The following is a 20,065-nucleotide window of genomic DNA, read 5'->3' as shown; positions in this document are numbered from 1 at the left end:
TCTTGTTTCATGTATATGCGTGTTCTTTACATTCTACTTTCAATCTCAGCCCAGACGGCTTCCACACCAAGGCCCTTTTCAGACGAAAACACGAAGAGCGGGTCATCACCAAGCATATTCAATGTTTCACGTACAATTTTCTTATGTTTGTCCCATTTTCCTTTTGGAATCTTATCTGCTTTCGTTGCGATAACGATTGCCGGGATATTGTAATGGACAAAGAAATTGTACATGTTGATGTCATCCGCTGACGGCGCATGCCGAATATCAACAATTTGAATTACGGCACGAAGATGTTCGCGACCCGTCAAATACTGTTCGATCATCCCGCCCCATTTTTCTTTCTCCGTCTTCGATACACGTGCGTATCCATATCCAGGAACGTCAACAAAAAATAGTTGTTCTTCAATCTTATAGAAGTTCAAAGTCTGTGTTTTTCCTGGCCTTGAAGATGTTCTTGCAATATTTCTGCGTGCTAGCATTTTATTGATGAACGATGATTTTCCAACGTTCGAACGCCCAGCAAGCGCAAATTCAGGGAAGCCGTTGTCAGGATATTGTTCCGGTCTGACAGCACTCATCACCATTTCTACGTTATGCACTTTCATATTTCTCGTTCCTCCAATGCGATCGCCAATACTTCCTCAGCGTCGTCAACCAATTTAAATGATAACTCCTCACGAATCTCTATAGGGACGTCATCAATATCTCGTTCGTTTTCCTTAGGTAAAATAATAACACGTAATCCTGCACGATGGGCACTAAGAGTCTTTTCTTTCAATCCACCAATCGGCAACACACGTCCACGTAATGTAATTTCGCCTGTCATCCCGACTTCTCGACGGATCGGACGATTCGTCAATGCCGAAACGAGCGCAGTCGCAATTGTCACACCTGCTGAAGGTCCATCTTTTGGAACAGCCCCTTGAGGTACGTGAATGTGGATATCTTTCGATTCATAAAACGATGAATCGATCCCAAAACTTTCCGCTCTAGAACGGACGTAAGAAAGCGCTGTCTGAGCAGATTCCTTCATCACATCTCCAAGCTTTCCAGTCAATATCAGCTTGCCCTTCCCTGGAGAAAGAGATACCTCAATTTGAAGCGTATCACCACCGACTGCTGTGTACGCTAATCCAGTTGCTACGCCGATTTGGTTCGTTGTTTCAGCTTGTCCGTGACTAAACTTCTTCTTGCCCAGGAAGTTTTCAAGCGTCTTCGAACTGATTGTTACACTTTTCTTTTTACCGCCTGCAATTAACCGGGCAGATTTCCGACAAACTCGGGCAATCTCTCGCTCCAGTGAACGTACTCCCGCTTCCCTTGTATAATAACGAACGATATCCAGGATAGCAGGCTGCTGGAACTTGACCTGTGACTTCGTCAATCCATGCTCCTTTAATTGCTTTGGTATCAAGTGATTCGTAGCAATCGCCTTTTTTTCGAGCTCTGTATAGCCGGCAATTGATATGATTTCCATCCGATCCCTAAGAGGTCCAGGAATCGCACTTAAATCATTCGCCGTCGCAATGAACAACACATTGGATAAGTCATAAGGCTCTTCTATGTAATGATCACTAAATGTACTATTTTGCTCAGGATCTAAAACTTCCAGCATTGCTGAAGATGGGTCACCTCTGAAATCATTGGACATCTTGTCGATTTCATCGAGTAAAAATACAGGATTCACAGTTCCAGCTTTTTTCATCGCTTGAATGATACGACCAGGCATCGCCCCAACATAAGTTCTACGATGACCACGGATTTCTGATTCATCTCGAACACCACCAAGAGAAATACGTACAAATTTACGATCCAATGACTCTGCAATCGATTTAGCAAGTGATGTTTTCCCTACTCCAGGTGGGCCTTCTATACAAAGGATCGGACCTCGCAAAGACTTGGTCAGCTGACGTACAGACAAGAATTCAAGTATCCGCTCTTTAACAGAATCCAAGCCTTCGTGATCCCTATCTAAAATCTGTTCAGAACGATCTAGATCTAATTGGTCTTTCGAAGCATCTGACCAAGGTAATGAAACGAGCCAATCAATATAGGAACGAATAATTCCACTTTCTGCAGCAGCAGACGGGATTTTCTCATAACGGTCTAATTCTCGCTCTGCCGTTTGCATGACATCTGCAGGCATGCCTGATTCAGCAATCCTCTCACGTAACGCTTCAACTTCCAGTCCTTTTCCATCTTTGTCGCCAAGCTCTGTTTGAATGGCTTTCATCTGTTCGCGCAAGTAAAATTCTTTTTGAGTACGTTCCATCGCTTCACGAACGCGTTCATTAATCTTTTGTTCAAGCCCCATAACTTCCTGCTCGTTGTATAGTCTGCTAATCAACCACTCTAAACGATCATTAATATTGCGTATTTCTAGAATTTCTTGTTTCGCGCGAATCTTTAAAGGTAAATGAGAAGCGACTGTGTCTGCAAGTCTACCCGGTTCAGTAATCGCAGATACCGAATTATAAGCATCTTCAGTAACCCGCTTCGAGATTTTCGTATATTTTTTAAAGAGTGTGAGAAGTGTGCGCATGAGTGCTTCTGATTCTGGATCCACTTCTGTTGAATCTGGGAAGCCGCTTACTGTGACAACAGGATATAGATCGGCTTCTTCATAATCCGTCCATTCTGCCCGTTCAATTCCTTCTATTAGTACTCGATAGGTACCATTAGGCAATTGAGTCATCGATTTAACGAGAGCCAGCGTACCAAGATGATAAAGATCTTCCGGTTGAGGGTCTTCATCATTCAAATCCAGTTGAGTCGCTAAGAAAATTAAGTTGTTGTTTGCAATCGCATGTTCGATTGCGAAAACGGAACGTTCTCTGCCTACATCAATATGTAAAGTCATCGTCGGGTAAATTAAAATGCCTCTAAGCGGAAGAAGCGGTATATTATGTCGTAACACCATCGAACAAACACCTCCATCACTAATTTTAACCCAGTTACTATGTAATGAATACAATAAGAAAAATAAGGAAAAAAGCTGACCCATTCAGCACAAATGCGCCTCCTATAAGTCAGCTTCCTCCTATTTTATGCAGAATGTTTTTCTGAATCGAGTTTCATTTCAGTACCATCTTCAAGATAAAGAAGTGGAGAACCTTCACCTAATACAGAATCCTTGGTAATGATGCACTTTTTGACTTCTTCCAAAGAAGGAAGTTCGTACATCACATCAAGCATGATATTCTCGATTATGGAACGTAATCCACGAGCACCTGTCTTCCGCTCAATAGACTCCCGAGCGATTTCAAGAAGTGCTTCATCTTCAAATTCCAATTCAACATCATCCAAACCAAGCATTTTCTGATATTGTTTAACGATTGCATTTTTAGGAAGTGTCAAGATTTGGTAAAGCGTATCCTCGCTAAGTTGTTCGAGTGTCGCGATGACAGGCAAACGTCCGATAAATTCAGGAATCAAACCAAATTGCTGAAGATCTTCTGGAATCATTCGTGAAAGTAAAGACCGTTCTTCTTCTGCAGCATTTGGATCCGAACCGAATCCAATCACTTTTTGACCGACACGACGTTTAATGATTTCGTCAATACCGTCGAATGCTCCTCCGACGATGAACAAAACATTTGTTGTATCGATTTGGATGAATTCTTGATGAGGATGTTTACGTCCGCCTTGTGGAGGGACGCTCGCAACAGTACCTTCCAAGATTTTAAGCAGCGCTTGTTGCACACCTTCACCTGAAACGTCACGTGTAATGGATGCGTTCTCTGATTTACGTGCAACTTTATCGATCTCATCGATATAAATAATTCCTTTTTCAGCGCGTTCTACATCAAAATCTGCAGACTGGATTAGCTTAAGAAGAATATTCTCAACGTCTTCGCCTACGTACCCAGCTTCAGTTAATGAAGTCGCATCAGCAATTGCAAAAGGAACATCCAAAATACGTGCAAGCGTTTGCGCAAGAAGTGTTTTACCACTACCTGTTGGTCCAATGAGGACGATGTTGGATTTAGCGAGTTCTACATCATCGACTTTGCTGCCCGTGTTTACACGTTTGTAATGGTTATAGACCGCTACTGAAAGTGATTTCTTTGCGCGATCCTGTCCAATTATATACTCGTCAAGAATGGATTGGATTTCTTTAGGTTTTGGAACTTCTTTGAATTCGAAACCTTCTTCGAGTCCGACTTCTTCTTCTACGATTTCGGCACAAAGTTCAACACATTCGTCACATATATAAACCCCTTGCCCTGCAACAAGTTTGCGGACTTGGTCCTGCGTCTTGCCACAGAACGAACAGCTCAAATTGTCTTTTTCATCGTTAAATTTGAACAAATTGCTCACCCCTATTCAGTGAAATCTTACAAGATTCCAACTGGTTTATCAACTATTTCGTTCTTTTGATGTATGTACACGGGTTTTACCCCGCGCTTGGTGCATTGACAGATTTAAATTAGACAGTCATGATTTCCGCTTCAGGTGTACGCAGGCCTACAGGATGCAGGTCATGCAACCGTTGCGGTAGGGCGCCGCGATCTTAGGTTGTTTCCATGAAAGAATCCCTCTGGAGTCGCCACCTTGCGCTTCAATCATTAGCATATCCTTAGTTATAGAATTTATCACTGTTCTATACCTTAGTTATAGAATTTATCACTGTTCTATAGTTCGGCAACTTACACTATCCTCAATATACAAAAACAAGGCACGGGGTTCCGTGCCTTGCCCAGAGCGGCTTTGTATTACTCTGCAGCTGCTTCTGTGATTTTTGCGTTGTCTACTAGAAGTTGAACTGTTTTGTTAAAACGAAGGTCATTTTCGAGCATTTCAGTACCGCCAAGAGCAGTTTTGATTTGTTCGATGTCCATGTTGAATTGCTCAGACATTTTGTTAAGCTCTTCGTTGATTTCTTCTTCAGCAACTTCGATTTTCTCTTCTTCGCCGATTGCTTCAAGTGTAAGAGATACACGTACGCGGCTTACAGCGTCGTCGTGCATTTGCTTACGAAGTGATGCTTCGTCTTGGCCAGAGAACTGGTAGTACAAGTCAAGGTTCATACCTTGTGTTTGAAGACGTTGTCCGAACTCATCAACCATACGATTCGTTTCAGATTCAACCATTTCTTCAGGCACTTCGAATTCAGCGTTGCGAGAAGCTGCTTCTACGAGATCATCTCGAAGTGCTGTTTCTGATGCTGATTTCTTTTCAGTTTCAAGGTTTTCTTTCATTTTCTTACGAAGCTCGTCTACTGATTCAACGTCTTCATCCATTTCTTTAGCAAGTTCGTCGTTCAACTCAGGAACTTCTTTCGCTTTTACTTCGTTGATTTTCACTTTGAATACTGCTGGCTTACCTGCAAGCTCAGCTGCGTGGTATTCTTCTGGGAATGTCAATTCAACGTCTTTTTCTTCGCCAGTTTTCAAGCCGATAAGCTGCTCTTCAAATCCTGGAATGAAAGAACCTGATCCAATTGTTAGGTCATAGTTCTCAGCTTTTCCGCCTTCGAATGCTTCTCCTTCAGAGTAACCGTCAAAGTTGATATTAGCTGTGTCGCCATCTTCGATAGCGCCTTCTTCTTTAACGACCATCTCTGCCATTGACTCACGACGTGTTTGTAGTTCCATGTCGATTTCCTCGTCTGTAACTTTTGTCTCTTGGCGTGTTGCTTCAAGGCCTTTGTACTCGCCTAATTTCACTTCTGGCTTAAGGGGAACGATTGCTGTAAATATAACCGGCTCGCCTTTTTCAAGCTTTTCGATGTCGATTTCTGGTGATGCAATCGGCTCAAGGCCTTCTGCACGAACAGCTGCATCGTATGCTACTGGAAGAACGATATCGATTGCATCGTTGTAAAGTGCTTCTTCCCCATACATTTGGTTGAACATTTTACGTGGCATTTTCCCTTTACGGAATCCAGGTGCGTTCACTTGCTGAACGACCTTTTTGAATGCTTTGTCCATTCCTTCTTTGAAAGCCTCTGCTGAGACCTCAAACGTTAACTTCCCTTTGTTACCTTCTTGCTTTTCCCATTTAACTGACATTTCTACATACCTCCGAATCATAGTGACGAATATATTTTGAACCTTTTATACGCCATTGACAACCATCTCAGTATATCATAGTCTCTTTATCTTTCAAGAAATTTCATTCAACAGCTTCGCTATAGTCTTGATCGATCTCAAATATCAGCTTGTGTAAGGCTGTTTGAGGAAGCGGAGTTCCTTCAAATAGAAACTTAGAATAATTTTCATAAGCATTCGCGACGGCTTCTGCTGAAGCGCCCCAATCTAACGGATAACTGATTAAAGAGAATTTCTTAACGGCCTCTTCAATCATCAAGAGTCTTGAAGGATCTTTATCCAACGACCGTTGGAGCAGTGCACAAATTTCTTTAGTGACCGAATCTTCACCTGGTAGTGCTAGCTCTGCCGGAGTGACACTAAGTCCTCTACCAAACTTTCGGATTACAAGTGTTTTTTCGTATCCTGAGTTTTGCAATAAAACTAATGCAACAGTTCGTAATACAGGTGGAAGGTGATCGTAAACGGCAATTTCAGCGAGCAGCTTTTGAGAATCCTTGGCTCCATTACTTTCTAGTTGTGCGAGTATCTGTTGTTGTTGAAATAGGTCCATCTGTAAAAACGATTCAAATGAGACAGATTCTTTCGGTTGCGCGGCAAACTCGTCCGTAAACCGACTTAATAATCTTCCATTCAGTTCACGCAAATAAAGAAACTTCTGTGTCAATTCGCTTGGAATGACTTCTTCATCCAGAAGTGCTCCAATAGTGTCTTCCACTTCCTCATAATCCTGAAGTTGCATACAAATCGCAAGGTATAGCTCCATTGCTTCAAAGTATTCACTCATATCACTTTGTAACCACTGAGCGGCATAGGGCTTAGCTTTCTTAAATTCCTTTATTTCATACAATGCTACTGCAAGTATTCCCGGTATTTCTGGTAAGTTAGGAGCAATCTCAAGAAGCTGTTCCGAAATCAGGACAGCTTCTTCAAATTCCTCTGTCTCCATGGCAATTTCGGCTTGGTCTAGCAATCGCTCAACCGTTCCGGGAAAGACAATCATGTTGCCTTTTTTATGCAGTCTTTTCCGTTTGCGTTTCACGTCCGTCACCTGCTTTCAACTGATACTATAGCATAGCAAATCCCATGTAGGCATGTTAGACGGAAGAACGGGTGGTCATTCTTTTTTAGGTATCAATATTTTTTCTACCTCGACACCTTCGTGACTCAGTCGATTTTCAATAGGTGGTAGAAACTTCATAAACAACCGATTCATAGTGAGTGTTAACACTACGTCATCGTCAAACTTAAAATCGAACTCCGAATTCCCATCATCCGCATGTACTGACCTGAACACCGCTTCATCTACTTCACTCCAAGTATATGAATATGTTTGAAATGATAATAGCGGACGATATGTAATCCGGTCATCCGATAACATCGTATAATTCAGTGAAGCTATGTAAAAACTTGTGCACGCCAATATCATCAACCCGATGGTTATAACTATGGATTTTTTGTTCATATTCATGGCATATAGAACAAAAAAAGCGGCAATCAGGAAAATGAAGGCTACCGCATACACCATATACACGCCAAAAGACACAAATATGAACCAACTTCCCGCCTTGAAGTAGATGGTGTTTGCAATGAAATTAGGTAGTAAAAAGACCACAAACGGTGCTAGTAATAATATGGCAATCCCGATAACCATTGGGATATGTCTTCGTTCTGTATGAATGATTCCCCACTTCCTTGTCGCTTTATTTCCAATTAGGTTTTACTTTTTTACTCATCCAACCTAAAAACGATTTTCCAAAATCGCTGCAGTGCATGTCGTGCCACAACAAATTTCTCATCCTCTGCAAAAGTGCAAAGAGATGAGAAACTGAATGCCCCCCTACGCGCTAAGCAAATTCCTTATTGGTTGAACGCCATACGATGGGTGGTTTCAGAGGCTGAATCATCAAATTCAAAGCCATTATGACGATAAAACGCATCTGCTTTAGAGGACTCTGTTTTAACTGTCAGCTCATGGAACTCGTTTCTCGCATGTTCAACGATTTCTTTTAACAATAACGACCCTGCCCCATTTCTCCGCTGATCCGCTTCTACATAAAAACGCTGAAGTCTTCCAGTCTCCGCATCTCCACCAGGTACAGGGAACCGATTCACTCCACCGATTGCTACTACTTTCCCTTGCTCATTTTTTACACAATACAACGCTTCTCCTGGTCCGGAAAATGTATTGATCCCTTCTTTATAATCTTCAGCAAGGCGTGTTAAGAAACGATATCCTTCTTCTTCACTTTCAGAAATAAGTGATTCAATATTAAGTTTTGATAAGTCTTGAATTGGTTCCACTACATATGTCATCTCACTCGCTCCTCTATATATAAAATAGATACACGTTCTACTCTTTAGTCATTCCACACAACAAGTGAAAATTCCTTCTTTTTAGAATAATATTGAATGACTCGACTAGTTAGAAAGGAAGCCAACGATTCAGGTTATGCAAGTGCTGCTGCTTTATTCAACGACTCTGCGGATGATGCAACTTCTGTAGTTGATGTTTTAATCTCCTTGATACCAAGAATGACTTCATCCATTTGTTGTTGCACCGTTAAAACAAGAGATCCACTTCTTTCAATAGCGTTCACGACATCATGAAACGATACATTCGTTAACCCAGAGGCGGTTGCACCTTCACGCACAGCTTTGTTAACAGCATTCAAATTTTCAAGCACCTGTCCTTTGTAATGATTTGAATTTGAAATGAGTTTTTGAATTTCAGTGACTGAATGCTTTGTTTGCTCAGCAAGCTTTCGCACCTCTTGGGATACGACTGCAAACCCTTTACCATGCTCACCAGCACGTGACGCTTCGATTGCCGAGTTCAATGATAGCAAGTTCGTCTGGTCAGCAATCTTTTGAACAATCGAAATGACAGCTGCAATTTTGTCAGAGGCATCTCCTAATTGCTCGATACTCTCCATCATGCTTTTTGTATACGATTCTATCACTTCAATTTTCCCCGACAAATCCGTTAGGCGTTCTTGACCTTCTCGAACAGATGTTTTCGCAAATTCAGCTTGCTCATTGCTATCTGTCGTTGTCTCATTCACTTGTTGAATCGTCGTACTCAACATTTCAGCAGAAGCCTGCGTCTCTTCTGCCAAAGCCACCAATCCTTCACTTACTTCCATCATTGTATTTTTAAGATCTGATTTTCCACTTTGAAACTGTTCATTTAATTTCTTTTGAGTTTCTTCATCATATCCTTCTAACACAAGTTGCTGTTCGAAACTGATTATTTTGTTAATTGCAGCAAGCAATAGCTGGATTTCCTGCTTATTCTCTATCTCTCTGAAGACAATATCCAATACGGTATTTTGATGGTTTTGGAACGCACCCATATAGGTCGAGGGAGATAACCCAATAGAATAATGCGCTTTCGCGATACGGATTTGTTTATGGACGAACGCTTCATTAATTTCCCCATTGAACATTTCGATAATATGATTTTTTAACGTTTCTCTTAACCAATCTGTTGTCGTATGTCGCTCTATCATTTCTTTCAATTCTTTCACTTGCAAAATCGTACCGTAAAAGTTATCTACTAACTCTTCTCCATGTAATTGAATTATTGGCTGGATTGCTTTAAGCAATTTCAAATCCTGTTCAGTAAGATGTATCCTCTTTACTTTTTTTATGATTTCCTTATCATCTAATCGAATTTCAACTTCCATGGTTCTCGATAAATCAAACAACTTTAGCTCATTTTTAGCTTTAGTAGACTTTAAAAAAATCAATACGTTCTCCTCCAAATTACTCAGTGACAGATGCAAGCTGTACTAACCAAGTTCATGAAACAAGCTGACAGTCATGCGTTATTGACTAAGTGATAAAAGTACGGGTTCAATACAGCATCAAAAAGACCATTCAATTAACTGTTTTTTCCCATCCATAATCTTATTTCTCTATCCACAGAGTAAAACCCTTTATTTTATAGGTAAATTTACACAAATTTAACGAAAGTGAAATATAACCTATCTAAACAGCAAAATAGAGAGGATCCATCAACATAAATATGTTGAAGAGTCCTCTCTACTTAGTTATCTTTTGCTGTCCTCTCATCGATGTGCAAGTCACCATTGCCTTGTAGCTCCGCATAAAAGACTTGATCCACACGATTGATGCCTTTCTTTTTAAGCTGATCATATACCCATTGCTCTGTTAAGTTAAGCTCAACTAAATTTTCCAAAACGAGTTCACCATCAGAAATGATTTCTGTGGGAATGTATTTAGATTCCTTTGTAGAAGCTTTTACATCAGCTTTTGTTGCATTCTCTAGACCTGTCCTTTTCATGACACTCATACTCCCGTTAACTTCAAAAATGGCAAAGTACACATCTTTGATTGAGAAAATGCTTTGTTCACGTAGAAGCATGTTCAAGTCATTCAGTGTGAGTCGAGCTTTACGTAATGCCTCTTCTTCAATTTTACCTTCATGGATAATAATCATTGGCTTATCATCCAATATAACACGTGCTTTTTTCGATTTCATCGCAATATAGTTCATTAAAATTGTGAGGGCTGCCCACCAAATCATCGCGACTAACCCATCCATAAATGGCGTCTCCGATTCTGAAGCAATAGCTGCAGCAATCGATCCAATCGTGATTCCAGTCACATAATGGAAGAATGTCAGTTGGGATATTTGCTTTTTCCCCATGAAACGAGCCAATATGAGTAGCACAAAAAAAGCCACTGTAGTACGCAAGATCATTTCCCAAAAATCTAATTTAAAGAAATCCGTATGTTCCATAGTCCAATTGCACCTCCGTCTTAATGGAAGTATGGACTTGTTCTATAGAACCAATACTCTTTAATAATTATCTTAGGGAAGATGCAAGTTGAATTCGAACTGTAGTCCCTTTCGTTTCGGAAGAATAGACATGTACTCCATACTCTTCCCCATAGTAAAGTTTAATGCGCTCATCTACATTCCGTATTCCCACACCACCGAGTTTCGTTGTTTTCTTATCTTCTCTACCGTTTATGTCCTCTACGTTAAAACCATCTCCATTATCATGCACAGTAAGGAATAGATCCTCACCTTCAGAGGTCGCATAAATATCGATTACACCTTGAGTTGAGAGTCCACGGATCCCATGATAGAGAGCGTTTTCTACAATAGGTTGGACGATAAGTTTTGGGATTTCAATATCACGTAACGCGTCATCTAAATGGATGTCGTACTGCAACTTATCCCCATATCGCTCTTTTTGAATGAACAAATACCGTTCGACGTGTTCCAATTCTTTTTCGACCGTTGTCAACTCACTACCGCCACTTAGTGACAATCTGAAAAATGACGCCAGCGCTTTCGTCAGATCGATTACTTTTTCGTGGTCTCCGAACTCCGCCATCCATACGATCGTATCGAGCGTGTTATAAAGAAAGTGAGGGTTAATCTGACTATGCAACGCACTGATTTCAGATGTCCGGAGATGCTTTTCCTTTTCCTTAATCTCCGCCATTAGCTTATCGATTTTGTGTGTCATCGTATTGAAATGACGCGTCAGACTTTGCGCCTCATAACACCCTTTCGCATCGATGGGGATTTCTTTCAACCCCGTTTCAATGTCCTGCATCGCCTGTTCCAGTTTCTGAAATGGCGCCGTTATCCGTCCCGCAAATACATACACGCTTGTTGCTGCAACCAAGAGCAACGCGATGCCAACCCAAACAAAGATTTCAAACAGCTGTTGCTTGATGGCAAGAAGACTGTCCTGAGATGAGACGCTGACGAGTAACCAGTCTGCATTTTTCAACGAATGAGTATACGTCAATGTATTTTCTTTGGAATCATATCCCGCTTGGTCATCTACAATTGCTTGTAACTGGTGTTTTTTATCATCATTTTGGAAATAGGATGGGTCTTCATGATAGACGACTTCCTGGTTTTCGTTGAGGATGAAAGAGAATCCATCTTTTCCAAGATCCAAGTTCGCTAAATAGTCTTCAATCACTTCATAATCAAGGTCTATGAGTAACACCCCTCGATTCCCCCCCGATTCATCCGTGATTTCCCGACTGATCGATATGACCCAGGTGTCTTTATCCATCGTGAAATCTTGCATGCGCGCAGAAGTTAAAAATGCTTGGCCCCCATTCATAATAGCCGCTCGATACCATGTTTCCTGCATCATATTCGTTGATTTACTCATCGTCAAACCAGATTCGTTGGACAAAATCTGGCCGTCCTTACTTACAATGATGATCGATTTGATGAATTCATCAGAAGCAAGTGTTGTATCGATCGTTTTCAGCAGATCATTTTTGACAGCGTGTGCACGTACAGAATCCGATAAATAACTGACGAGTTGAGGATTTTCTGCGAGTAAGCTTGACACCGCGTTCAGACGATCGATATACAAATCGAGATACATGCCGCTTTGATTTACAGAGGATTTTGTACTTTTTGCAGACTCACTCAATAAAATGGAAGAAATACTTGCGTAAAGGATGCCCGCCATAAGCAACAATGTCAATCCGCTTGCTAATATATAATGAAAGGCAATTTGTACACGTAGTTTTTTGTAGGTATTCGCTCGATTCTTCATTCTCTAGACTTCTCCTTAAACTGATTGGGAGACAAAGAGAAGCGCTTCTTAAACGCCGCGCTAAAATAATTCGGGTCTTCAAATCCGACGGAAGCCGCGATTTCATACATTTTCATCTCTGTGCTTAACAGAAGCAACTTTGCCCGATCGAGTCGAACTGTGATCATATACTGTTGGAACGTTGTGCCAAATAATTGCTTAAACAACGTACTGACATAGGATGGACTTAAGGCAAGCGTCGATGCGAGTGTCGCAAGAGAAAACTCAATATTATCGATATTGGCTGTAATTTCCTGTTGGATTTTATATTTATAGCTTGTTGTTTCATCTCCGCTATCCGTTGACTGAATGAGCCCATCCACCAGTTTCGTCACTTCTTGTTGACGATGAGCTTCTTGCGCTTTGCCAATTAGCTTTTGCAAAAGTTCTTGAATGTCTTTTTTAGAAACGGGCTTCAGTACATAATCGTCGACGCCTGCTTTGAGCGCTGCCACTGCATAATCGAAATAATCGTATCCCGTAATCATCGCAATTTTCACATCTGGCTTCAACGCTTTTGCAGCCGACGCGAAATCCAGTCCATTCATTTTCGGCATGTTGATGTCTGCGAGAATAAGATCTGGTAAATGTGTTTTGAACAGTTCCAGCGCTTCCTCTCCATTCGTCGCCTCCAGAACTTCAGTTATGGACAAAGCATCGAAATCGACAAAAGATCGAATGCCACGGATCAAAATGGGTTCATCGTCCACTACAAGTAACGTATACATAGGCGTCTCCTTTCACATGTAAAGAATAAAAAAGAAAGGCAGCATCAGCTACCTTTCGCAGTGTTATTTCCAGTGTACCTTACTTCACAAGGCTTGTCAGATAGCCGTAGCCTGCGTCTTCCATTTCGTCAAGTGGCACAAAATCGATTGCAGCACTATTGATGCAATAGCGTAGTCCACCCTTATCTTTAGGCCCATCATCAAACACATGACCGAGGTGACTATCGCCTGCACGACTTCTCACTTCAATCCGTACCATGTTGAAACTCTTATCTTTATGCTCGGTTACCACTTCAGGAATAATTGGTTGGGTGAAACTCGGCCAACCGCATTGTGAATCGTACTTATCTTTTGACGAAAACAACGGTTCTCCCGTCGCAACGTCAATATAGATCCCATCTTCGAATGAATCCCAGTATTTGTTCGAAAACGCAGCTTCCGTATTGCTACCTTGCGTCACTTCGTATTGCGCTTCCGTCAACTTTGCTTTCAACTCTTTATCACTAGGCTTTGGATATTTTGCGGGATCGATCAACGAGGGAATCTCTTGATCCTCTAACGAATCAAATTCCACGTGGCAATATCCATTTGGATTCTTCTCCAAGTAATCCTGGTGATACTCTTCTGCTAATGTGTAACTTGTTAAAGGCTCGACTTCCGTAACAATTTTATCGTCATAACGCTCTTGCTGTTTGCTGACAACTTTCTCAATCACGGCTTTTTCTGCTGGATCTGTATAGAACACACCAGAGCGGTATTGTGAACCACGATCATTGCCTTGCTTGTTTAAAGAAGTTGGGTCAATAATTGTAAAGAAATGATCCAGAATCGTTTTCAAATCCGTACGCTCCGGATCGTATTTCACGTGAACCGTTTCTGCATGACCTGTTTCCCCACTAACTACGTCTTCATATGTTGGATTCTCAGTTGTACCGTTCGCATATCCGGAAGTGACGTCAGAAACACCATAGACACGCTCCATATAGGCTTCGACACCCCAGAAACAACCTCCTGCAAGGTAAATCTCTTTCAAGTTGTCTTCATCGAAAGTCAATCCATCGTTCGGATTCGCAGGATATTTCGAAGAGGCTGTTGCCGTCAAGGAACCTGACGTCTTGCCAGTTTTGTCAGTAGAAGCAGTACCGTTGGAACAAGCCCCAAGAATCAGTGCAAGTCCAAGGAGTCCAATAAGGTATTTTAATTTCATCATCTGTCTCCCCTTCCCGTTAGTTTAGTTGGTCCATCATGTCTTTAATCTGATCATTCGATAGCTGACCCGCCTGCGTTTTAACAAGTTCTCCTTTTTTGTTAATGAATGCAGATGTTGGATAGCCGCGTACTTCGAACTCTTTCACAAGGTCCCCGCCTTCATCCATTAGAACGGGCAAGTCTTGAATGTTTTCAACGCCTTTAACCCATTTCACAAACGCATCTTTTTTCTTTTCGTTGTTGTATCCAGGCGCAACGACAGTCACTACTTCAAAATCTGTATCTTCAGCAGCGAGCGCGTTCACCTCTTCGAGTCCTGCGAGACAGATCGGACACCACGACGCCCAAAATTTCACATAGACGTTTTTCCCTTCGTAATCCGACAAATTGACAGTGTTTCCATCCAAGTCTTCAAGTTGGAACACCGAATCCTCTGCAGCTCCGGGTTTTGATCCCGAAGAGCATGCACCTAGAACGGTGACAACAGCAAGTAAAACAAGTAGCTTTTTCAGCATGTCAATTCCTCCTTCATTGTGGAATGAGTGTTGTAAAGAAATTCAAATTGTTCGTCATGAGGAACAGTCCCATTACGACAATGATGATTCCACCAACGACTTTGATTTTCCCTAGGTGTCGATTGAGCTTTTTCATGCGTTGTAGTAGGAAGTCTGAGAAAATTGAAAGGATGAGAAACGGAATTAGCATACCAAGTGCATAAATGAGCATAAGAAATGCACCATGTGCTGCTTGCCCTTCATTCGCAGATAGTCCGAGTACCGCCCCTAAAATCGGTCCGATACAAGGGGTCCAGCCGAAGCTGAATGTAAATCCAAGTAGATACGTGCCGAGAAAGTCACGTTTCCCACTTCGCTTCAAGCTCACTTTGTTTTCGCGTTCCAAGAATGGAATATGGAACAGCCCGATTTGATGAAGTCCTAGTAACACGACGACAATTCCGCAAATAGTAATAAAAGTCGTTGTGTTGATGAGCGCACCTAAAGCGCCTGCACCAAATCCAAGAAGTACAAAGCTTGTTGATAAACCGAGTACAAAAATTATCGTTTTAACAATCAAACGTGGATGGATACTGAATTTCCCTAGTGTAATAAGCCTGTTAGTGCGTGTGGACGTTGGGTCTCCTGAAGAAAGGATGGAAACGTATACGGGTAACAATGGCAAAATACATGGTGAAAAGAAGGACAGAATCCCTGCCGCAAAAATACTGCTGAGTAATACTTGTTCACCAATCATAATTAGGGTCCCTCCCATCGTATTGTGTAGTTCAATTCTAACGCTGTGGTGTAAGAAACCCTATAGACTGATATTTGGAGTTTCTTAGAAATGATACGGTGAACTATAAAAAGACTGTTCCAAAAGATAGAATCATCTTTCGGGACAGTCTTTTTATGTATGAGTTTGTGGTAACCCAAGAGAAGATAGTTCATCCACTAATGATAGATTTGATGTGTGTTATCACTTCTGGATTGATTGGGTATTGAAAACTTTGGTGCTCCCGAACTGCGGAACCAAAATGGACTTCTGCAATACCTGTTGCTTCAACAAACTCTGCTAAACCATTAGGCGACATTCCATTCCCCGCTAGAATTGTTACTGAAGTATTTTTAGTCTTTTCCACTAGTGACCTGATTTTCTCTTTCGATTGGGGAGCTGGTGCTTGACCACCTGATGTTAAGATTCGTTGAATTTGAGGGAAGTCCCCTATCATATCGACCGCTTCCAGCTGGTCTTCTATTTCATCGAATGCGCGATGGAATGTGACATTCAAGTGCCCTGCCGCATCTAACAATCGCTTCAAATTGACAATATCGACCCGTTTAGTTTCATCCAGTATACCGACGACAATTCCTGCAGCTTTGGTCTGTTGAATGTGTTGGATATCCGAAAGCATCACTTGGATATCTTCCTCAGAATAGGTGAAAGTTCTGCTATGCGGACGAACAATAACGTGGACTGGAATCGAAACTCCCTCAACAACAGCTTCAATCAAGCCTAAACTCGGAGTCAATCCACCTTCAGTTAGTGCTGAACACAACTCCAGTCGGTCTGCCCCTGCTCGTTCAGTTGCCTGTGCATCTCGTAGGCTGGTTGCGATAATTTCAAGTTTCATTGTCCAATTCCTCCTTGCAAAGTCAAAAAGTAACCGATTCTCCCCTGAGATAGAGGAACAGAACGAGAGGTTACTTGTTGAGTTAACAGTATACGTGTTGCTACTATAAGGTCAAATCAAAAAAATATTTACTTATGTCAGACTCATGATTCAGGTTGAACAGCTTTCAATTTCTTATATTCACGGTATAGCTCGATCACACTAATCCCCAAAACGAACCAAAGAGCAGGGTCAGATAATCTATGTAATATTCAATTAAATTAACATGCTTCAGTCTTCCACCTCAGTCACCCCAATATATCATTGTTCTTTTCTTTAGTTTTCCATCCTTTAAAGAGAAGAATTGCCCAAAGAATGATGAATGTTAAACTTAAAGTTTTTACTATCCATGATTCAAATCCAAGTGTCATTGCACATGCAAAATAGATAATCCAGGTTATAATCACTGCTACTGCTAAATACCGACCTTTCATATGCATTTCACACCTACTTTGATTGATTAGAAATTTCAATTCAAAATAATGGATATTCCGTTTTTGATCATTTTCTAATAACCTCAATAATTTTGTCACTAGTTAGAACAGCAAGTACCCCTGATAGGATTAGAACAAGCAAAGTTCCTATCAACACTCCTATATCCCCTGTAATTTCTCCCAGGTGTAAACGATTCCAAATGAAACCGAATAGTGAAAAATATAAAAAGAACAGCGGAACAATCAAAATGTACTTAACTAAAGTTTTTTGCATCTATTTCCCTCTTTCTTTTCCTTTTTCACTCTGTATGACAAGGAAAGTTCTCCATCCGAAGAACGCATCTGATTAGGGTACGACTTAGTAAATACGACTTAAATATCACTTTATTTTATTTTTTTGTCCTTTTCTCATCAACAATAATCCAGCTATACTAAACTAACCAAAAAATAATGGGTATAACAAAAGCAAACGTTAGATGTGGCTGTGGCTGTGGGAGAGTGAAAAGCAAAATGAGTCCAAGAATTATAAACGGAGGTAGCAGGATGAAATATTCCCTTTGTGCATAACACAGTTTCCCTCCCTTTCAATTTCCACAGTACCTATCTAATCACTTATAGCGTCAAAACCATTCGAACAGATTGCATCATATGGCCATCGAAGTCTTCCTCAAACTGTTTAATCGTCTTGAACCCTTTTGCATCGTAAAACGACTTTCCGATCAAATTCTCTTTTTCAACAGTTATGAAAATCTTTTCAACGTTTTTTAGTTGATCGATACCTTCTCGTAACAAAGCTGAACCAATCCCACTTCCTTGATGTTCTGGATGAAGATAAATGGCAGCTAATTCTGATTCGCCCGCCTCATTCACTCTAGAAAAATTCGCAAAGCCTAGAACGATTCCATCCAGTTCCCCAATAAGCATCAATGAATGGTCTAAGCGGCGCGACATCATCTCATCGCTGTAGGCACCAAATAGAAAGCGTTCTTGAACATCGTGGGGGATGATGCCTTCATACGTTGCATTCCAACTGATTTTCGCTACTTTTTGAACTTGTTGCATATCTTTTCGCTGCATATTTCGAATTGTAAATTGCATGCTATCCACTCCTGTTTTTAAAATACTTAAACCAGTTTCCGTGTCCAACAACTAGCCCAAATCTACTCCAATCCATCACTACGTTCACTTAAATACTGCTCATAAGCTCGTTGAACTTTATCTTTTTTAGGTGAGGTAGCGAAGATCTTTTTATGGATGTCATTCAGTAAATACAGTCCCCAGAATATACAACCTACAACAATTCCAAACGCTAGTATTCCTCCTCCTAGTGGTCCCGCGATCATAAGTAGAAGCAATCCTAGAATCGTTGCCACTGCAATAAAACCGAATAGCACCATGTTCATTCTCCTTAGTTTTCAAATGGTTTTGAGTACATTTTAATAACACCAATTACATTCAAATTAGTACGAACGTTACAAACAATAGAAGCCAAATAAGTGCAAATGCAATTTCCAGCAAAATAACTTTTTTGTTCGCTTTGTTCAGATAACTAACTACTGCATCCATTAGAGACATGACTGTTGCAAGTGCAAAGACCCACATATAATAGAAGAAATCAAAGTGATTGAAGATTGCCATCAGTAAAAAGAATACCATTCCTATGATCATGAAAATCCTAATGAATTTCAAAGTTTTAGAGCTGGATTTATGATCATTCCTTTGAAAAAACGCATTCACTTTTATCAACTCCCATGATTAGGTCAATCTATGTTTACTATTTGTATCCCTATGCGTTCTATTTATATCAAGATGCACAAGCGATACAATCTGTTTTGTTAACTGGGAGGGCCATATATCCTCATGAAATCTCCAGTACATTCGTTCAAAACGACGGCGGCTTGCTGTCTATTGTATTCCAGCATTACTTCCCATTTACGGTTGTTCGTCGAGCCATTCCAAACTCCATTGATTCAGTTAAAGGAAACCAAAATCCCATCACGTTGATTGCTTTGATTGATTTATCGTTCAGCGTGAGTTCACCTCTGGAGAAAACGTAATACCAGTGAAATGAGTAGCCTTGTATGGAGTACTCGTTAGTTTGTAATTTCATAGTATCTTCACGCACTACTTTTTTCACTTTCACACATTCAGATCCTACACACTCGATTCCATAAGCACCTTTTACATAGTCATCAAATTCAGCAGATGAGAATGGGACACGGTAGACACTGACTACAATTCCCGTTACTAAAATCAGAACTACTTTTTTTATAATCAATAACTTTGTATTTAAAACAAGTCCGATTGCACAAATCAGCGTTACCCACAGCGCTGACTGTTCATGAAAAATTTTAAAGAAGAAAAAGGAATTGATGAGAACAAATAATAAATATCTGGATAAAAGATCCGCTTTCATTTTTTTCGCAATCACAAAATAGGATGCAATGAGTACAACTATGAGAAATGTTAATTGAAGAAGCACCAATAATTACACGTCCTTTAAAAGGTTAACAATTCTTTTTCAATGAAATACAATTAGGAACACATCAAATAATCCCTAAAACAATTAACCATCCGAACACAGTTAAAAGAACTAATCTTTTTTTCATCAAAGTTTCAGCAACGTGGTCAAGATTTCTTAAATATTTACGTATTCCAAAACCTATTCCCCAAGCGCTAACAATAAGAAAACCTATATTTAGGACGAACAACATATTGGGAAAAGAATCTTTCATACTACTAGAAATCAAACCGCTCAAGCCAATATACAAAATTAAAATTATTGCAAACGTATAGCTGCACAGGATCCATCTCGTTGTTACCTTTTTGCTCATCTTTTCATACCCCACAAAAAAGAACCTCT

General features: G+C 40.6%; 22 protein-coding genes. All 22 read right to left on the bottom strand.

Going from position 1 to position 20,065, the window contains the following annotated elements; translation table 11 throughout:
• Positions 1-26: 26 nt before the first annotated feature.
• The 22 genes from yihA to DVB69_RS09750 all read right to left on the bottom strand — a co-directional run bounded on the left by yihA (position 27) and on the right by DVB69_RS09750 (position 20,051).
• Positions 27-608: a ribosome biogenesis GTP-binding protein YihA/YsxC gene (gene yihA / locus DVB69_RS09855; RefSeq protein ID WP_116018942.1), complete on the bottom strand. Its 582-nt coding sequence runs from the start codon at positions 606-608 to the stop codon at positions 27-29.
• Complete coding sequence (gene lon, locus DVB69_RS09850) at positions 605-2,923, bottom strand: endopeptidase La (RefSeq protein WP_116019262.1); 2,319 nt, start codon at positions 2,921-2,923, stop codon at positions 605-607. Before lon ends, yihA begins: the two co-directional genes overlap by 4 nt.
• Before the next feature lie 125 nt (positions 2,924-3,048).
• Positions 3,049-4,314 (bottom strand): ATP-dependent protease ATP-binding subunit ClpX, encoded by a 1,266-nt coding sequence (gene clpX / locus DVB69_RS09845; protein ID WP_116018941.1) that lies wholly within the window; start codon positions 4,312-4,314, stop codon positions 3,049-3,051.
• A 404-nt stretch (positions 4,315-4,718) separates the two neighbouring features.
• Positions 4,719-6,017 (bottom strand): trigger factor, encoded by a 1,299-nt coding sequence (tig, locus tag DVB69_RS09840; protein WP_116018940.1) that lies wholly within the window; start codon positions 6,015-6,017, stop codon positions 4,719-4,721.
• A 103-nt stretch (positions 6,018-6,120) separates the two neighbouring features.
• Positions 6,121-7,098, bottom strand: coding sequence for a tetratricopeptide repeat protein (locus DVB69_RS09835; RefSeq protein WP_116018939.1), 978 nt, complete (start codon positions 7,096-7,098; stop codon positions 6,121-6,123).
• A gap of 75 nt (positions 7,099-7,173) precedes the next feature.
• Entirely contained in the window at positions 7,174-7,710 is a 537-nt protein-coding gene (locus tag DVB69_RS09830; RefSeq protein WP_116018938.1) for a hypothetical protein, read from the bottom strand.
• A gap of 206 nt (positions 7,711-7,916) precedes the next feature.
• Positions 7,917-8,372, bottom strand: coding sequence for a GNAT family N-acetyltransferase (locus tag DVB69_RS09825; RefSeq protein ID WP_116018937.1), 456 nt, complete (start codon positions 8,370-8,372; stop codon positions 7,917-7,919).
• A gap of 134 nt (positions 8,373-8,506) precedes the next feature.
• On the bottom strand, positions 8,507-9,808 hold the full coding sequence (locus tag DVB69_RS09820; protein WP_233505365.1) for a globin-coupled sensor protein: 1,302 nt from the start codon (positions 9,806-9,808) through the stop codon (positions 8,507-8,509).
• A gap of 299 nt (positions 9,809-10,107) precedes the next feature.
• Positions 10,108-10,824: a DUF421 domain-containing protein gene (locus tag DVB69_RS09815; protein ID WP_199562844.1), complete on the bottom strand. Its 717-nt coding sequence runs from the start codon at positions 10,822-10,824 to the stop codon at positions 10,108-10,110.
• Between the two features lie 67 nt (positions 10,825-10,891).
• Entirely contained in the window at positions 10,892-12,625 is a 1,734-nt protein-coding gene (locus tag DVB69_RS09810) for a sensor histidine kinase (protein ID WP_116018936.1), read from the bottom strand.
• Positions 12,622-13,392: a response regulator transcription factor gene (locus DVB69_RS09805; protein ID WP_116018935.1), complete on the bottom strand. Its 771-nt coding sequence runs from the start codon at positions 13,390-13,392 to the stop codon at positions 12,622-12,624. The genes DVB69_RS09810 and DVB69_RS09805 overlap by 4 nt, the downstream gene beginning before the upstream one ends.
• 79 nt (positions 13,393-13,471) lie before the next feature.
• Entirely contained in the window at positions 13,472-14,602 is a 1,131-nt protein-coding gene (gene msrAB, locus DVB69_RS09800) for a bifunctional peptide-methionine (S)-S-oxide reductase MsrA/peptide-methionine (R)-S-oxide reductase MsrB (RefSeq protein ID WP_199562843.1), read from the bottom strand.
• A 16-nt stretch (positions 14,603-14,618) separates the two neighbouring features.
• Positions 14,619-15,116 carry a redoxin family protein gene (locus DVB69_RS09795; RefSeq protein WP_116018933.1) on the bottom strand — a complete coding sequence of 166 codons (498 nt, stop codon included), beginning with the start codon at positions 15,114-15,116 and terminating at the stop codon, positions 14,619-14,621.
• Between the two features lie 13 nt (positions 15,117-15,129).
• The gene (locus DVB69_RS09790; protein ID WP_116018932.1) at positions 15,130-15,852 is read right to left on the bottom strand and encodes a cytochrome c biogenesis CcdA family protein; all 723 of its coding nucleotides are present in this window, start codon (positions 15,850-15,852) and stop codon (positions 15,130-15,132) included.
• Between the two features lie 190 nt (positions 15,853-16,042).
• Positions 16,043-16,729 (bottom strand): copper homeostasis protein CutC, encoded by a 687-nt coding sequence (locus DVB69_RS09785; protein WP_116018931.1) that lies wholly within the window; start codon positions 16,727-16,729, stop codon positions 16,043-16,045.
• A gap of 287 nt (positions 16,730-17,016) precedes the next feature.
• Positions 17,017-17,202 carry a hypothetical protein gene (locus tag DVB69_RS17570; protein WP_116018930.1) on the bottom strand — a complete coding sequence of 62 codons (186 nt, stop codon included), beginning with the start codon at positions 17,200-17,202 and terminating at the stop codon, positions 17,017-17,019.
• Positions 17,203-17,269: 67 nt separating this feature from the next.
• Entirely contained in the window at positions 17,270-17,476 is a 207-nt protein-coding gene (locus DVB69_RS09775) for a hypothetical protein (protein ID WP_116018929.1), read from the bottom strand.
• 338 nt (positions 17,477-17,814) lie between these two features.
• Positions 17,815-18,300: a GNAT family N-acetyltransferase gene (locus DVB69_RS09770; protein ID WP_116018928.1), complete on the bottom strand. Its 486-nt coding sequence runs from the start codon at positions 18,298-18,300 to the stop codon at positions 17,815-17,817.
• A gap of 62 nt (positions 18,301-18,362) precedes the next feature.
• On the bottom strand, positions 18,363-18,599 hold the full coding sequence (locus DVB69_RS09765) for a hypothetical protein (RefSeq protein WP_116018927.1): 237 nt from the start codon (positions 18,597-18,599) through the stop codon (positions 18,363-18,365).
• 58 nt (positions 18,600-18,657) lie between these two features.
• Positions 18,658-18,870, bottom strand: coding sequence for a hypothetical protein (locus DVB69_RS09760; protein ID WP_147300773.1), 213 nt, complete (start codon positions 18,868-18,870; stop codon positions 18,658-18,660).
• Between the two features lie 253 nt (positions 18,871-19,123).
• Positions 19,124-19,687: a hypothetical protein gene (locus tag DVB69_RS09755; protein ID WP_116018925.1), complete on the bottom strand. Its 564-nt coding sequence runs from the start codon at positions 19,685-19,687 to the stop codon at positions 19,124-19,126.
• Between the two features lie 61 nt (positions 19,688-19,748).
• Positions 19,749-20,051, bottom strand: coding sequence for a hypothetical protein (locus DVB69_RS09750; RefSeq protein ID WP_116018924.1), 303 nt, complete (start codon positions 20,049-20,051; stop codon positions 19,749-19,751).
• Between the last annotated feature and the right edge of the window lie 14 nt (positions 20,052-20,065).

It is taken from the genome of Sporosarcina sp. BI001-red (assembly GCF_003384035.1).
In the GTDB taxonomy this organism is placed as follows: domain Bacteria; phylum Bacillota; class Bacilli; order Bacillales_A; family Planococcaceae; genus Sporosarcina.
This window is presented reverse-complemented; position numbering and strand designations above follow the sequence as displayed.

Coding starts and splice junctions, on each gene's coding strand:
- DVB69_RS09775 (WP_116018929.1), bottom strand. CDS start 17,476: ATGCAAAAAACTTTAGTTAAGTACATTTTGATTGTTCCGCTGTTCTTT.
- DVB69_RS09795 (WP_116018933.1), bottom strand. CDS start 15,116: ATGCTGAAAAAGCTACTTGTTTTACTTGCTGTTGTCACCGTTCTAGGT.
- DVB69_RS09760 (WP_147300773.1), bottom strand. CDS start 18,870: ATGATCATAGGAATGGTATTCTTTTTACTGATGGCAATCTTCAATCAC.
- tig (WP_116018940.1), bottom strand. CDS start 6,017: ATGTCAGTTAAATGGGAAAAGCAAGAAGGTAACAAAGGGAAGTTAACG.
- DVB69_RS09805 (WP_116018935.1), bottom strand. CDS start 13,392: ATGTATACGTTACTTGTAGTGGACGATGAACCCATTTTGATCCGTGGC.
- DVB69_RS09765 (WP_116018927.1), bottom strand. CDS start 18,599: ATGGTGCTATTCGGTTTTATTGCAGTGGCAACGATTCTAGGATTGCTT.
- DVB69_RS09770 (WP_116018928.1), bottom strand. CDS start 18,300: ATGCAATTTACAATTCGAAATATGCAGCGAAAAGATATGCAACAAGTT.
- DVB69_RS09815 (WP_199562844.1), bottom strand. CDS start 10,824: ATGGAACATACGGATTTCTTTAAATTAGATTTTTGGGAAATGATCTTG.
- DVB69_RS09810 (WP_116018936.1), bottom strand. CDS start 12,625: ATGAAGAATCGAGCGAATACCTACAAAAAACTACGTGTACAAATTGCC.
- DVB69_RS09830 (WP_116018938.1), bottom strand. CDS start 7,710: ATGGTTATCGGGATTGCCATATTATTACTAGCACCGTTTGTGGTCTTT.
- DVB69_RS17570 (WP_116018930.1), bottom strand. CDS start 17,202: ATGAAAGGTCGGTATTTAGCAGTAGCAGTGATTATAACCTGGATTATC.
- lon (WP_116019262.1), bottom strand. CDS start 2,923: ATGGTGTTACGACATAATATACCGCTTCTTCCGCTTAGAGGCATTTTA.
- DVB69_RS09790 (WP_116018932.1), bottom strand. CDS start 15,852: ATGATTGGTGAACAAGTATTACTCAGCAGTATTTTTGCGGCAGGGATT.
- DVB69_RS09825 (WP_116018937.1), bottom strand. CDS start 8,372: ATGACATATGTAGTGGAACCAATTCAAGACTTATCAAAACTTAATATT.
- msrAB (WP_199562843.1), bottom strand. CDS start 14,602: ATGATGAAATTAAAATACCTTATTGGACTCCTTGGACTTGCACTGATT.
- DVB69_RS09785 (WP_116018931.1), bottom strand. CDS start 16,729: ATGAAACTTGAAATTATCGCAACCAGCCTACGAGATGCACAGGCAACT.
- yihA (WP_116018942.1), bottom strand. CDS start 608: ATGAAAGTGCATAACGTAGAAATGGTGATGAGTGCTGTCAGACCGGAA.